The sequence below is a fragment of the Xanthomonas populi genome (genome assembly GCF_002940065.1).
Lineage (GTDB): Bacteria > Pseudomonadota > Gammaproteobacteria > Xanthomonadales > Xanthomonadaceae > Xanthomonas > Xanthomonas populi.
This window is the reverse complement of the sequence record NZ_MDEJ01000127.1, coordinates 1-11,197: the sequence shown is the minus strand read 5'-3', so window position 1 is coordinate 11,197 and position 11,197 is coordinate 1. Positions and strand designations below refer to the sequence as shown.

Sequence of the window (11,197 nt, the reverse complement as noted above, 5' to 3'; positions counted from 1 at the left end):
CCGCCTGCCGTGCGATCCCCGCTCGCTGACGCGGTGGCGGCAGCGGCTGGGCGAGAATGGAAGACTTGCTGGCGCACCCCATCAACGCTGCGCACGGCGTCAACGCACGCTGCTGGGGCGCGTGTTGCGCGACATGCAGCGCAAGCTGGACCAGGTGGAAACATCCGTGCGCGAACGCATTGCTGTCTGGCTGGAACGTGCGCAACGGCGGTACACGCAGCGCCCGAACAATTGGGCACTCTTTGTCTCTGTGGCGAAGCGACTTTCCCCAGAGGAACCCAAGAGCGAGCCCGTGCGAAGATACACGCTGGTGATGCTCGTTCCCCGGTAGTTTGTGTATCAAGAAATTTAGCGGGTATCAGAGCGGGTATGGATGAATCGTTATGGGCAGAGACCCTTCAAAAAAACAGGCAGATAGGCCCGATATGTTGCTCATGCTGGATAACTACGACAGCTTCACCTACAACCTCGTGCAGTACCTGCAGGCCCTGGGCGCCGAGGTCACGGTGGTGCGCAACGATGCGCTGAGCGTCGATCAGATCGCCGCGCTCAAGCCCGAGCGCATCGTGATCTCGCCCGGTCCACGCACACCGAACGAGGCCGGTATCTCGCTGCAGCTGATCGAGCAGCTGGGCCAGACCACGCCGATCCTGGGCGTGTGCCTGGGTCACCAGAGCATCGGTCAGGTCTATGGCGGCGATGTGATTCGCGCCGGCAACATCATGCATGGCAAGACCTCGCCGATCCGCCACCACGGCAAGGGCGTGTTCGCCGGCCTGCCGGACAGCTACGAAGCCACGCGCTACCACTCGCTGGTAGTGGACAAGACCACCTTGCCCGCAGCGCTGGAAGTCACCGCCTGGACCGAGAATCCGGATGGCTCGATCGAAGAGATCATGGGCCTGCGTCATCGCCAGTTTCCGGTGGAAGGCGTGCAGTTCCATCCCGAGTCGATCCTGACCCAGCACGGTCACGCCTTACTGAAGAACTTTCTGGAACGTTGATCGAAATGCGCACCGCGCACGCCGCCAGTGTCGATGCAGCCTTCGTCAATCTCGATGCAGTCTTCAGCAACGTCGACCTACTAGCTGCCCCTGTGTGCGTTGCCCGCAATCACCTGCGTTGCATGGCGCAGAGGGTTTTTCACTTCGCTTCGTCCACGCCTGCATCCGGATCACGATGAGCACCACGAGTAGCGACAACTTCCACTTCTACGAACCAGCCCAAGGCCACGGGCTGCCGCACGATCCGTTCAACGCCATCGTCGGTCCGCGCCCGATCGGCTGGATCGGTTCGCGCAGCGCCGACGGCATCGCCAATCTAGCACCTTACAGCTTTTTCAATGCCTTCAACGACGTGCCGCCAATCGTCGGCTTTGCCAGCATCGGCCGCAAGGACAGCCTGCGCAACATCGAAGCCACCGGCGAATTCACCTGGAACCTGGCCACGCGTCCGTTGGCCGAGGCCATGAATGCCAGCGCGGCAATGGTTCCCTCAGAGGTGGACGAGTTCGCACTGGCCGGCTTGCAGATTGCACCGTCGCGCCTGATCGGTGCCCCGCGTGTGGCAGCAAGCCCGGTGAGTTTCGAATGTCGGCTCAGCCAGTTGTTGCCGCTGCAGACCGCAAGCGGGCAGGCCATCGAAACCTGGTTGGTCTTGGGCGAAGTGGTCGGCGTGCATCTGGCGCACGCAGCGCTACAGGACGGCATCTACGATCCCGCTGCAGTGCAGACGATTCTGCGCGCTGGTGGTGCCGCCGATTATTTCGAAGTGCAGGCCCAGGCGCGTTTTCGCATGCGGCGTCCGGGGCAATGAGCGGCGTACACAGCGTCGTGGCATGGCGTTGCAGGTGCGCTCGCACCACTTGCCAAGACTGATCGCTTACCTGTCCTTTCGTACCTCTTCCTCAGTGTTTCCACGGTCCTCGCCCATGCCCATCACGCCGCAAGAAGCCCTGCAACGCATCATCGAACACCGCGAAATCTTCCACGACGAAATGGTCGAGTTGATGCGGCAGATCATGCGCGGCGAGGTCTCCGACATGATGGTCGCAGCCATCCTCACCGGGCTGCGGGTCAAGAAGGAAACCATCGGCGAGATCGTCGGTGCGGCCACCGTCATGCGCGAATTTTCGCGCCTCGTGGAAGTGACTGATCGTCAGCACATGGTGGACATCGTCGGCACCGGTGGCGACGGTTCGCATACCTTCAATATCTCCACCTGCGCGATGTTCGTGGCCGCCGCTGGTGGTGCCAAGGTCGCCAAGCACGGCAACCGCAGCGTCTCGTCTAAGTCTGGCAGTGCCGACGCGCTGGAAGTGTTGGGTGCGGTGATCGAGCTGCAGCCCGAGCAGGTTGCGGCCTCGCTGGCGCAGACCGGCATCGGCTTCATGTACGCGCCGGTGCATCACCCGGCGATGAAGATGGTGGCCCCGGTGCGTCGCGAAATAGGCGTGCGTACCATCTTCAATATTCTCGGTCCGCTGACCAATCCGGCGGGTTCGCCCAACATCCTGATGGGCGTGTTTCACCCGGATCTGGTCGGCATCCAGGCGCGCGTGCTGCAGGAGCTCGGCGCCGAGCGCGCGTTGGTCGTGTGGGGGCGCGATGGCATGGACGAACTCTCGCTCGGCGCCGGCACGCTTGTCGGCGAGCTACGCGATGGCCAGGTGCGCGAGTACGAAGTGCATCCGGAAGATTTCCACATCGCCATGTCGGCCAGCCGCAACCTTAAGGTGGCTGATGCTGCGCAATCACGCGCGATGCTGCTGCAGGTGCTGGACAACGTGCCCGGCCCGGCATTGGACATCGTTGCGCTCAACGCCGGCGCGGCCTTGTATGTGGCCGGTGTGACCGACAGCATCGCCGCCGGCGTGGCGCGCGCGCGCGCGGTGCTGGCCGATGGTTCGGCACGTGGCAAGTTGGATGCCTATGTTGCCTTCACCCGTCAGGCTGCCGCGCAATCCTGATTCAGGCCTGCCCCGATGCGCGGCAGCCACTGGCCGGCATCGTCACGGTACCGCTGGCATGCTGTGCGCTGGCGTTCGGGCACAGTCAGTTGCGGCCTTCTTGACCGATAATGCCCGCCCGCCAGGACTCGATACGATGAGCGATATCCTCAACACCATCCTTGCCCGCAAGGCCAAAGAAATCGCTGAGCGCAGTGCGCGCGTACCACTTGCCGAGCTGATCGCGAGCTGCGCCGACCTGCCGCCCACGCGCGGGTTCGCGGCCGCCATGCAGGCCAGCATCGCCGCCGGCGAGCCGGCTGTGATTGCCGAAGTGAAGAAGGCCAGCCCGTCGAAAGGCGTGATTCGCCCCGACTTCCATCCGGCCGACATCGCCGTCAGTTACGAGTTCGGCGGCGCCAGTTGCCTGTCGGTGCTCACCGATGTGGATTTTTTCCAGGGCGCCGATGCGTATCTTCAGCAGGCGCGCGAGGCCTGCACGGTACCTGTGCTGCGCAAGGATTTCACTGTCGATGCCTATCAGGTCTACGAAGCGCGCGTGCTTGGTGCCGATTGTATCCTGCTGATCGTCTCGGCGCTGGAAGACGCGCAGCTGGCCGATCTTTCCGGCCTGGCCATGCAGCTCGGGCTGGATGTGCTGGTGGAAGTGCACGACATCGACGAGCTCGAGCGCGCGGTGCAGGTGCCGGTGCCACTGGTAGGCATCAACAATCGCAATCTGCGCACCTTCGAAGTCTCGTTGCAGACCACGCTGGACATGCGCGGCGCAGTGCCGCGCGATCGCATTCTGGTGACCGAAAGCGGCATCGTCACCCATGCCGATGTGCAGCTGATGCGCGGCCACGATGTGAACGCGTTTCTGGTTGGCGAGACCTTCATGCGCGCGCCCGAACCTGGCGAGGCGCTGCGTCAGCTATTCTTTGCGCATGACTGAGTCGTATCCCGCACCGCGCGACGCCGCCCCGCTGGTGGTCTTCGACTTCGACCACACGCTGTACGACGGCGATTCCGGCAGTCATCTGTTTGCATGGCTGATCAAGCGCAACCCATTGCGCCTGCTGGTCGCCTTGTTGGCCTCGCCAGTGCTCGGTCCGATGGTGGCGATGCTGTCGACCCGCAGGCGCGGTGTGTCCGGCTATGTGTGGATCGCCACCTTCGGCTTGCATCGCACGCGCGAGTTCAATCGCTTCATCGATGCGTACGTGCTCAAGCATGAAGTGCAGATCCGGCAGCGTTTGTTGCCGCATGCGTTGAAGGTGTTCACCGACCATCGCGCCGCAGGCGATCGTGTCGTGGTCGCCACCGGCGCACCGCCGGAACTGGCGCGCGCGATTCTCGGCTTCGTCGCGCATCAGGATGTGCCGGTGATCGGCAGCCTGGTCGGCCCACGCTTGGGTGCGGTCACCGCGCGGCGTCACTGCCATAATGAAGAAAAGATGCGCATGTTGCGCGAACGCGGCTATGGCGACATCGCCATTGCCTATTCGGACAGTACGGCCGATCTGCCGTTGTTGAAGGCCGCACGCGCACCGGTGGTGGTGAATCCCAAGGCCAATCGCGAAGCGCTGTTTCGTGAGGTGCTGCCTGCAGGCACGCCGATCCTCAACTGGGGTTGTCGCGACCGTGGGGGCAAGGCGCTGTAGCGCCTGTTGCCGGAGGCAATACGCCTCAAGCGTCGCTGCAGGTACGCGCGCAGTCGAGATAGGTGAGGGCATCGCGTATCGAGCGTGGTCCCAGCAAACGCATTGGCAGACTGATGCTCAACTACCGATCAGGAAGCGATGGCCCAAGGTCGCTGAAGTCGCAAGTGCAGGCATTCAGTCGGCGATGCACAACAAACACCCGGCAGTCGATAGCGGAAAGCGCCTGAATGCATCAGTCCGCATGCCTTGCGACATGCGGATCAATCGGCGGTCGGTGCGAAGCCGCACCAACCGCGATCACACTTCCTTTAGCGCGTGCCGTACAGCACGACGGTCTTGCCGCGTGCATGCAACAGACCATCGGCTTGCAGCTTCTTGAGCACGCGCCCGGCCATTTCGCGCGAGCAACCCACCAAGCGTGCCAACTCCTGCCGCGAAACGCGCAGCTGTGTGCCTTGCGGGTGACTCATCGCTTCGGGCTCCTTGGACAGATCATGCAGCGTGCGCACGATGCGGTCGGTCACGTCCAGGAACGCCAGGCGACTGGCTTTCCTTGTGGTGTCGAGCAGCCGCTTGGAGAGCTGAACACCAATCGCGTACAGGATGCGTGGCGCGTCCGGTGACAGACTGGACTGAAACAACTGCTGCAGTCGCTCGTAGCTGATCTCGGCCAGTTCGCACTGGGTGCGGGTGCGCAAGATCACCTCGCGCGTATCGGATTCGATGAACAACCCCATCTCGCCGACGAACTCGCCACTCCCGAAGTAGCCCAGCACCAACTCACGATCGTCATCTTCCTCGGCAATGATGCTGACCGAGCCGCTGACAACGTAGTAGAGGGTGCCAGCCGGGTCTCCTGGCCGAAATACATCGGTCCGGGTCGGATAGCGCCTGCGGTGGCTGTGCGCCAGAAAACGCTCAATCGTTCCCGCGTCCAGTGAAAGATAAGGGGTAGCGTTACGTACCGTCGTGGTTACAACCGTGGTGTTTCCTGGGCTCATGGTAGTTCCGCGTGTAATTCCTGAAGCTTAACGGCATGAGTCATGCAAGGTAAACCATTCTCAACGTCGGCATTTCGTTGCTGGGATCTTTGGCTCATAATTGGCACCCTTCCCGCCTTCCATAAGGACAGACCGACGTGGTCAAGCCGTTGCCTCGCCTGAGGCTACAGGGGTTCAACAACCTCACCAAGGCGTTGAGCTTCAACATCTACGACGTCTGTTACGCGCGTACAGAAGAGGAGCGTCAGCGCTACATTGAGTATATCGATGAGCAGTACGACGCGGATCGTCTGACGCAGATCCTGACCGATGTGGCCAAGATCATTGGTGCCAACATCCTCAATATCGCACGTCAGGACTACGATCCGCAGGGCGCGTCGGTGACGATCCTCATCTCGGAAGAGCCCGTCATCGACAAGAAGCAGGCAGGCAGGGAGCTGATCTCCGATGCTGTGGTTGCTCATATGGACAAGAGTCATATTACTGTCCATACATACCCAGAGACGCATCCGCAGGAAGGCATCGCGACATTCCGCGCCGATATCGATGTCGCCACGTGCGGCGTGATCTCGCCGTTGAAGGCGCTGAACTACCTGATCGAGAGTCTGGAATCGGACATCGTGATCATGGACTACCGTGTCCGTGGCTTCACCCGCGATGTGAAGGGCAAGAAGCACTACATCGACCACAAGATCAACTCGATCCAGCACTTCATGGCCAAGAACGTAAAGTCGCGCTACGAGATGTTCGACGTCAACGTCTATCAGGAGAATATCTTCCACACGAAGATGCACCTTAAGGATTTCGATCTCGATCAGTACCTGTTCGAAGAGCGCGCCAAGAACCTCTCGTTCAAGGAGCGCATGAAGATCGAGACGCTGTTGAAGCGCGAAATAGAAGAGCTGTTCCACGGGCGTAACCTGAGCGAATAAGCGCAGGAATCGGGCTGCTGCGTGCCTGCTGACAGGTGTGCGCAAGATGTAAGGCGGGACGGCACGACGCGCGATGACCTCGCGTTCCACAGCCGACGGCGGCCCAGTGTGCAAACACTAGGTCGTTTTTTTCGCCCTTTTTTTTAAGTATCGAGGAGTGATGCGATGCCCTGGGTCTCTCTGTTGTTGGCCGGCCTGTTCGAAATCGGCTTTGCCATGGGCCTGAAGTACAGCGACGGCTTTACGCGCCCGTGGCCGACCGTGCTGACGATCGGCCTGGCGGCCATCAGTCTGTGGTTGTTGACGCAGGCACTGAAGACCATCCCGCTGGGAACCGGTTACGCGATCTGGACCGGCATTGGCGCGGTGGGTGTGACCATCGCCGGCATCGCGTTGTTCGGCGACAGTGCGTCATGGTCGCGGCTGGCGTGCATCGGCTTGATCGTTGCAGGTGTGGTTGGCTTGAAGCTGATGTAGTGGATGTAGTCAGTCGCACTGCGCGGGCCTGCCTCCCAAAGTGTGCTTCGCAAGTCTTGGGCCCAACTCCGTAGTTATCCTATCTCCGCGCCTTTGGCGCGCCCCCCTTAACAAAGTGAGCTTTGCTCCAGTGGGCTGGGTCTGCAGGGCGGAGTGCCGATGGTCTGTGCGGTGCCTTGCCTGTTGTCTAAACGCGGTAGGCGATGGTCTTCATCAGCTTGGAGGCCAGGGCCATGGCGCTGGGGATCGGGGGTGGCAGGATGCGGGCGCCGGCCTGTTCGGCCTGTTCGGCGTGGCGTGCTTCGTCGATCTTCATGACGCGCAGGATGGCGCGGCTGCGCTGGTCGATCTCGGGCAGGGTTTCCAGATGCTCGTCTAGGTGCGCTTCCACTTGCCGCTCGGTCTCGACCACGAAGCCCAGGCTCCAGTCGTCGCCGCGCAATCCGGCCAGTGCACCGAGTGCGTAGCTGCCTGCATACCATAGCGGGTTGAACAGGCTGGGGCGGCTGTCCAGTTCGTGCAGGCGGTCGGCGCACCAGGCTAGGTGGTCGGTTTCTTCCTGCGCCGCCTCCAGCAGATGCTGCTGGGTGTGGGCATCGCGGGCAACTGCGGCCTGGCCGAAGTACAGGCCTTGCGCGCAGACCTCGCCGACATGGTTGATGCGCATCAGCCCTGCGGCATGCCTGCGTTGGTCTGGTTGCAGAGAGGCGTCGGGCGTGCCGGCGGCTGGATTGGGTCGCTCTGCGGGCGGATTGCCGAATACCGTGTCCAGCGCGCGCTGCGCTTCGACCAATAGACGGTCTAGCGGGCCATGCAGTCGGAATGAAGAGGTCTGTGTCATCCCCCGATTCTGGCCCCCGGCCGGCGCGCTGCCAACCGCCCGGCGCCGGCCGGGGAGCCGACTTGCGCCGCCACGGGGCGTCCCGTACAATAACGCATCCTATGTTTCGCCTTCACAACGCGTGGCAAAGTTCCAGCGGTGGTTGCCGCTGCAATCCGCCCGACTACTCAAGAGCTTCCTCATGACTACGTTCACCGCCAAGTCAGAGACCGTCCAGCGCGACTGGTATCTCGTTGACGCCGCCGGCAAGACGCTTGGCCGTCTCTGCACCGAACTGGCTAGCCGCCTGCGCGGTAAGCACAAGCCGATCTATACCCCTCACGTCGATACCGGTGATTACCTCGTGGTGATCAATGCAGAGAAGATCGTTGTGACCGGCAACAAGCTCAAAGACAAGAAGTATCACCGCTTCACCGGCTACATCGGTAACTTGAAGACCGAGAGCCTGGAGCAGGCGCTGCAGCGCCACCCGGAGCGTGTGATTGAAATCGCCGTCAAGGGCATGCTGCCGAAGGGTCCCCTGGGCCGCACCATGTACCGCAAGCTCAAGGTCTATTCGGGTGCCGAGCATCCGCACGCCGCTCAGCAGCCGAAAGTTCTGGATATCTAATCATGGCTATCACGCAAAACTATGGCACCGGTCGCCGCAAGTCCTCAACCGCTCGCGTATTTCTGCGCAAGGGTACCGGCAACATCTCGGTGAACGGCCTGCCGTTGGACAAGTTCTTCGGTCGCGAAACTGCACGCATGATCGTGCGTCAGCCGCTTGAGCTGACCAAGAACACCGAAAGCTTCGACATCCTGGTCACCGCTTCGGGCGGCGGTACCACCGGTCAGGCCGGCGCGATCCGTCTGGGTATCGCCCGTGCGCTGGTCGAATACGACGAAACCCTTAAGTCTGAGCTGCGCAAGGCTGGCTTCATGACCCGTGATGCCCGCGAAGTCGAGCGTAAGAAGGTCGGTCTACACAAGGCCCGTCGCGCTACCCAGTTCTCAAAGCGCTGATCCATCGCGTTTGGTGCGTCCCGCTTCGCCGGGGCGCCTGCTTCAGAAGCCCGGCCATGCTGGGCTTTTGTCGTCTTGGGGTTTGGAAAATTTCGCTTGCCTGAAAGCCATCAGGCAACAAAAAAGGCCCGATCTTTCGATCGAGCCTTCTGTGTTTGGCTGCCCCGGATGGATTCGAACCACCGATGCCTGAGTCAGAGTCAGGTGCCTTACCGCTTGGCGACGGGGCAATAAAACGTATTGATCCAAGATTATTGCATGCCCGTGTGCGCATGAACACCTTGGTGGCTATGGGTGGACTCGAACCACCGACCCCAGCATTATGAGTGCTGTGCTCTAACCGGCTGAGCTACATAGCCTAGGTAGCCGGATATGTTCACTACCCGCGCGCGTGTTGTCAAGCATTTCGTTTTCAGCTTGTGAGCTGGCCGTCGCCGTGGCAGAGTCGGTGACATTAGATTTTCAGGAGTCCGCATCGTGATCGATCCGGACGGCTTCCGGCCAAACGTTGGCATCGTGCTGATGCGGCAAGACGGTCAGGTGTTCTGGGCACGGCGTGTGCGCAGGGACGGCTGGCAGTTCCCGCAAGGTGGCATGAATACCGATGAGACCCCCGTCGAAGCCATGTACCGCGAGTTGCGCGAAGAAACCGGGTTGTTGCCCGAGCATGTGTCGGTGCTCGGTGCCACCCCTGGATGGCTACGCTATCGCCTGCCCAGCCGGGCGGTCCGCCGCAACGAACGCCAGGTATGTATCGGCCAGAAGCAGGTCTGGTTCCTGCTGCAGTTCACTGGCGAGGAATCTCACCTCAAGCTCGACCATACCGATACCCCGGAGTTCGACCACTGGCGCTGGGTGGATTTCTGGTATCCGGTCGAGCACGTGGTGATGTTCAAGCGCGGCGTCTATGCACGTGCGCTGCGCCATCTGGCCCCCCTGGCGCAGAACCTTGCTGGAACTGCCGCTGTCGGTGTGATGCCCGAGCGTGCGCTGGAAGCGTGGTTGCCGGGCAGCAGCGCGGCTGGACACGACAGCCCGCGCAAGCGTCCACGTAAGCGCAGCGGGGCTCGCACGATGCGGATTAATAATGATTGACGTTTGGAATTGACACCTATTCTCGTTTGCGGTGCAATCAGTGCCGGTCCTCTCCGGATCGCCAGCACCCGACCGATACCGTGTACGTCTGCATCTGTAATGGGGTCACCGACCACCAGATCCGCGAAGCGGCCCAGAGTGGCTGCGCCAGCCTGGCCGAACTCACCATGCGCACAGGCTGTGGTTCCAACTGCGGGTCGTGCCTGGACATGGCCAGCGATCTGCTGAGTCAGGCGCATGCGACCCGCGCGCTGCCATTGCCCATGCTGGGACTGGCGATCGCTGCTTGAGGCAGTAGGCGTTGCGCGCGCACGCGTCCCGCAACTGATCACGATTCGCGTTCCTTCATGCGCTGATCCAACGCGTTAAAGTGCGGCCGGCTCACTGTCTCGGAGACATCGCATGAAGGGCGATACCAAAGTCATCGAGTACCTCAACAAGGTGCTCTACAACGAACTCACTGCGATCAATCAGTACTTCTTGCACGCCAAGATGCTGAAGAACTGGGGCTTGAAAGAACTGGCCGAGCATGAGTACAAGGAATCCATCGACGAGATGAAGCATTCGGACAAGCTGTCAGACCGCATCCTGTTTCTCGAAGGGCTTCCCAATTTTCAGGCGCTGGGCAAGCTGCGTATCGGTGAGAACCCGACCGAGATGTTCCGCTGCGATCTGACGCTGGAGCGCGAGGCGGTGGCTGTACTGCGCGAGGCGGTGGCGTATGCGGAGACCGTCAACGACTACGTGAGCCGGCAGCTGCTGGTGGACATCCTGGAGTCGGAAGAAGAGCACATCGATTGGCTGGAAACCCAGCTGGATCTGGTGGCGCGGATCGGTGAGCCGAATTACTTGCTGACCAAGTTGGACGATTGAGGGTTGCTGAGGGAGCTGTGGGGCTGTTCTTGGGCGGCGCGATTGTTTGCTGCTCGGGGTGGCCTCGGCTCTTGCAGCGCTGAGTGATTGTTTGTTGGGTGATCGGGTGTTTCGCTCTTATCTGCCGTATCGGATGCTCGATTGCGCGTGGCTCTGCCCATACCCTCACCCCAACCCCTCTCCCGCCGGGAGAGGGGCTTTGTTGCTGCAACTCAGGCTGTATGCGTGCTCAGGCGCATTCTTCGAGATCGCCAGGCTTTGTTGCCTTTGCGTCGGGGACCTCGATCCTGAGGTTTCCCCACGTTTTCCCGAGATAGATCAGCTGGTTGCACCCGGATCGTGTAGAAACAAGTGCGCGCATG

Annotated in this window: 14 protein-coding genes, 2 tRNA genes and 1 pseudogene; 13 read left to right on the top strand and 4 right to left on the bottom strand. The window is 61.3% G+C overall.

Going from position 1 to position 11,197, the window contains the following annotated elements; genetic code table 11:
* The 6 genes and pseudogenes from XpopCFBP1817_RS16785 to XpopCFBP1817_RS16760 all read left to right on the top strand — a co-directional run.
* Positions 1–331: pseudogene (locus XpopCFBP1817_RS16785) on the top strand (hypothetical protein); the annotation flags it as partial.
* A 94-nt stretch (positions 332–425) separates the two neighbouring features.
* On the top strand, positions 426–1,004 hold the full coding sequence (locus XpopCFBP1817_RS16780) for an anthranilate synthase component II (RefSeq protein WP_128417987.1): 579 nt from the start codon (positions 426–428) through the stop codon (positions 1,002–1,004).
* Positions 1,005–1,179: 175 nt separating this feature from the next.
* Positions 1,180–1,815 (top strand): flavin reductase family protein, encoded by a 636-nt coding sequence (locus XpopCFBP1817_RS16775; RefSeq protein WP_128417986.1) that lies wholly within the window; start codon positions 1,180–1,182, stop codon positions 1,813–1,815.
* Positions 1,816–1,930: 115 nt separating this feature from the next.
* A complete protein-coding gene (gene trpD, locus XpopCFBP1817_RS16770; protein ID WP_128417985.1) occupies positions 1,931–2,968 on the top strand; it encodes an anthranilate phosphoribosyltransferase in 1,038 nt (345 codons plus the stop codon).
* A 136-nt stretch (positions 2,969–3,104) separates the two neighbouring features.
* Positions 3,105–3,902: an indole-3-glycerol phosphate synthase TrpC gene (gene trpC, locus XpopCFBP1817_RS16765; protein ID WP_128417984.1), complete on the top strand. Its 798-nt coding sequence runs from the start codon at positions 3,105–3,107 to the stop codon at positions 3,900–3,902.
* On the top strand, positions 3,895–4,611 hold the full coding sequence (locus tag XpopCFBP1817_RS16760) for a haloacid dehalogenase-like hydrolase (RefSeq protein ID WP_128417983.1): 717 nt from the start codon (positions 3,895–3,897) through the stop codon (positions 4,609–4,611). The genes trpC and XpopCFBP1817_RS16760 overlap by 8 nt, the downstream gene beginning before the upstream one ends.
* Positions 4,612–4,919: 308 nt before the next feature.
* Here the strand turns inward: XpopCFBP1817_RS16760 and crp are convergent, their stop codons facing one another.
* A complete protein-coding gene (gene crp / locus XpopCFBP1817_RS16755) occupies positions 4,920–5,612 on the bottom strand; it encodes a cAMP-activated global transcriptional regulator CRP (RefSeq protein ID WP_128417982.1) in 693 nt (230 codons plus the stop codon).
* 137 nt (positions 5,613–5,749) lie between these two features.
* Here crp and speD point away from each other — a divergent pair, with 137 nt between their 5' ends.
* Together speD and XpopCFBP1817_RS16745 are read left to right on the top strand one after the other, a co-directional pair.
* Entirely contained in the window at positions 5,750–6,544 is a 795-nt protein-coding gene (speD, locus tag XpopCFBP1817_RS16750) for an adenosylmethionine decarboxylase (protein WP_128417981.1), read from the top strand.
* Between the two features lie 165 nt (positions 6,545–6,709).
* Positions 6,710–7,021 (top strand): DMT family transporter, encoded by a 312-nt coding sequence (locus tag XpopCFBP1817_RS16745; RefSeq protein WP_128417980.1) that lies wholly within the window; start codon positions 6,710–6,712, stop codon positions 7,019–7,021.
* A gap of 187 nt (positions 7,022–7,208) precedes the next feature.
* On the opposite strand, the gene coq7 is transcribed toward XpopCFBP1817_RS16745, so the two are convergent.
* On the bottom strand, positions 7,209–7,862 hold the full coding sequence (gene coq7 / locus XpopCFBP1817_RS16740; RefSeq protein ID WP_128417979.1) for a 2-polyprenyl-3-methyl-6-methoxy-1,4-benzoquinone monooxygenase: 654 nt from the start codon (positions 7,860–7,862) through the stop codon (positions 7,209–7,211).
* 181 nt (positions 7,863–8,043) lie between these two features.
* Between coq7 and rplM the strand changes: the two genes are divergently transcribed.
* Together rplM and rpsI are read left to right on the top strand one after the other, a co-directional pair.
* Positions 8,044–8,472 carry a 50S ribosomal protein L13 gene (rplM, locus tag XpopCFBP1817_RS16735; protein ID WP_128417978.1) on the top strand — a complete coding sequence of 143 codons (429 nt, stop codon included), beginning with the start codon at positions 8,044–8,046 and terminating at the stop codon, positions 8,470–8,472.
* A gap of 2 nt (positions 8,473–8,474) precedes the next feature.
* Positions 8,475–8,867, top strand: a complete 393-nt coding sequence (gene rpsI / locus XpopCFBP1817_RS16730; protein WP_006451008.1) for a 30S ribosomal protein S9 — start codon at positions 8,475–8,477, stop codon at positions 8,865–8,867.
* Between the two features lie 156 nt (positions 8,868–9,023).
* Here rpsI and XpopCFBP1817_RS16725 read toward each other — a convergent pair.
* Both XpopCFBP1817_RS16725 and XpopCFBP1817_RS16720 read right to left on the bottom strand, forming a co-directional pair.
* A tRNA-Gln gene (locus tag XpopCFBP1817_RS16725) sits at positions 9,024–9,097 on the bottom strand.
* A gap of 52 nt (positions 9,098–9,149) precedes the next feature.
* Positions 9,150–9,226: transfer RNA gene (locus XpopCFBP1817_RS16720), tRNA-Met, on the bottom strand.
* Positions 9,227–9,344: 118 nt separating this feature from the next.
* Here XpopCFBP1817_RS16720 and XpopCFBP1817_RS16715 point away from each other — a divergent pair.
* The 3 genes from XpopCFBP1817_RS16715 to bfr all read left to right on the top strand — a co-directional run bounded on the left by XpopCFBP1817_RS16715 (position 9,345) and on the right by bfr (position 10,835).
* On the top strand, positions 9,345–9,962 hold the full coding sequence (locus XpopCFBP1817_RS16715) for an RNA pyrophosphohydrolase (RefSeq protein WP_128417977.1): 618 nt from the start codon (positions 9,345–9,347) through the stop codon (positions 9,960–9,962).
* A gap of 80 nt (positions 9,963–10,042) precedes the next feature.
* The gene (locus XpopCFBP1817_RS16710; protein ID WP_128417976.1) at positions 10,043–10,252 is read left to right on the top strand and encodes a (2Fe-2S)-binding protein; all 210 of its coding nucleotides are present in this window, start codon (positions 10,043–10,045) and stop codon (positions 10,250–10,252) included.
* A 112-nt stretch (positions 10,253–10,364) separates the two neighbouring features.
* Positions 10,365–10,835, top strand: coding sequence for a bacterioferritin (gene bfr / locus XpopCFBP1817_RS16705; RefSeq protein ID WP_128417975.1), 471 nt, complete (start codon positions 10,365–10,367; stop codon positions 10,833–10,835).
* Positions 10,836–11,197 lie beyond the last annotated feature (362 nt).

Excerpts from the sequence above, each read along its gene's own strand:
- trpC (WP_128417984.1), top strand. The coding sequence starts at position 3,105 with ATGAGCGATATCCTCAACACCATCCTTGCCCGCAAGGCCAAAGAAATC.
- rplM (WP_128417978.1), top strand. The coding sequence starts at position 8,044 with ATGACTACGTTCACCGCCAAGTCAGAGACCGTCCAGCGCGACTGGTAT.
- bfr (WP_128417975.1), top strand. The coding sequence starts at position 10,365 with ATGAAGGGCGATACCAAAGTCATCGAGTACCTCAACAAGGTGCTCTAC.
- rpsI (WP_006451008.1), top strand. The coding sequence starts at position 8,475 with ATGGCTATCACGCAAAACTATGGCACCGGTCGCCGCAAGTCCTCAACC.
- XpopCFBP1817_RS16760 (WP_128417983.1), top strand. The coding sequence starts at position 3,895 with ATGACTGAGTCGTATCCCGCACCGCGCGACGCCGCCCCGCTGGTGGTC.
- XpopCFBP1817_RS16775 (WP_128417986.1), top strand. The coding sequence starts at position 1,180 with ATGAGCACCACGAGTAGCGACAACTTCCACTTCTACGAACCAGCCCAA.
- XpopCFBP1817_RS16780 (WP_128417987.1), top strand. The coding sequence starts at position 426 with ATGTTGCTCATGCTGGATAACTACGACAGCTTCACCTACAACCTCGTG.
- crp (WP_128417982.1), bottom strand. The coding sequence starts at position 5,612 with ATGAGCCCAGGAAACACCACGGTTGTAACCACGACGGTACGTAACGCT.
- trpD (WP_128417985.1), top strand. The coding sequence starts at position 1,931 with ATGCCCATCACGCCGCAAGAAGCCCTGCAACGCATCATCGAACACCGC.
- coq7 (WP_128417979.1), bottom strand. The coding sequence starts at position 7,862 with ATGACACAGACCTCTTCATTCCGACTGCATGGCCCGCTAGACCGTCTA.
- XpopCFBP1817_RS16745 (WP_128417980.1), top strand. The coding sequence starts at position 6,710 with ATGCCCTGGGTCTCTCTGTTGTTGGCCGGCCTGTTCGAAATCGGCTTT.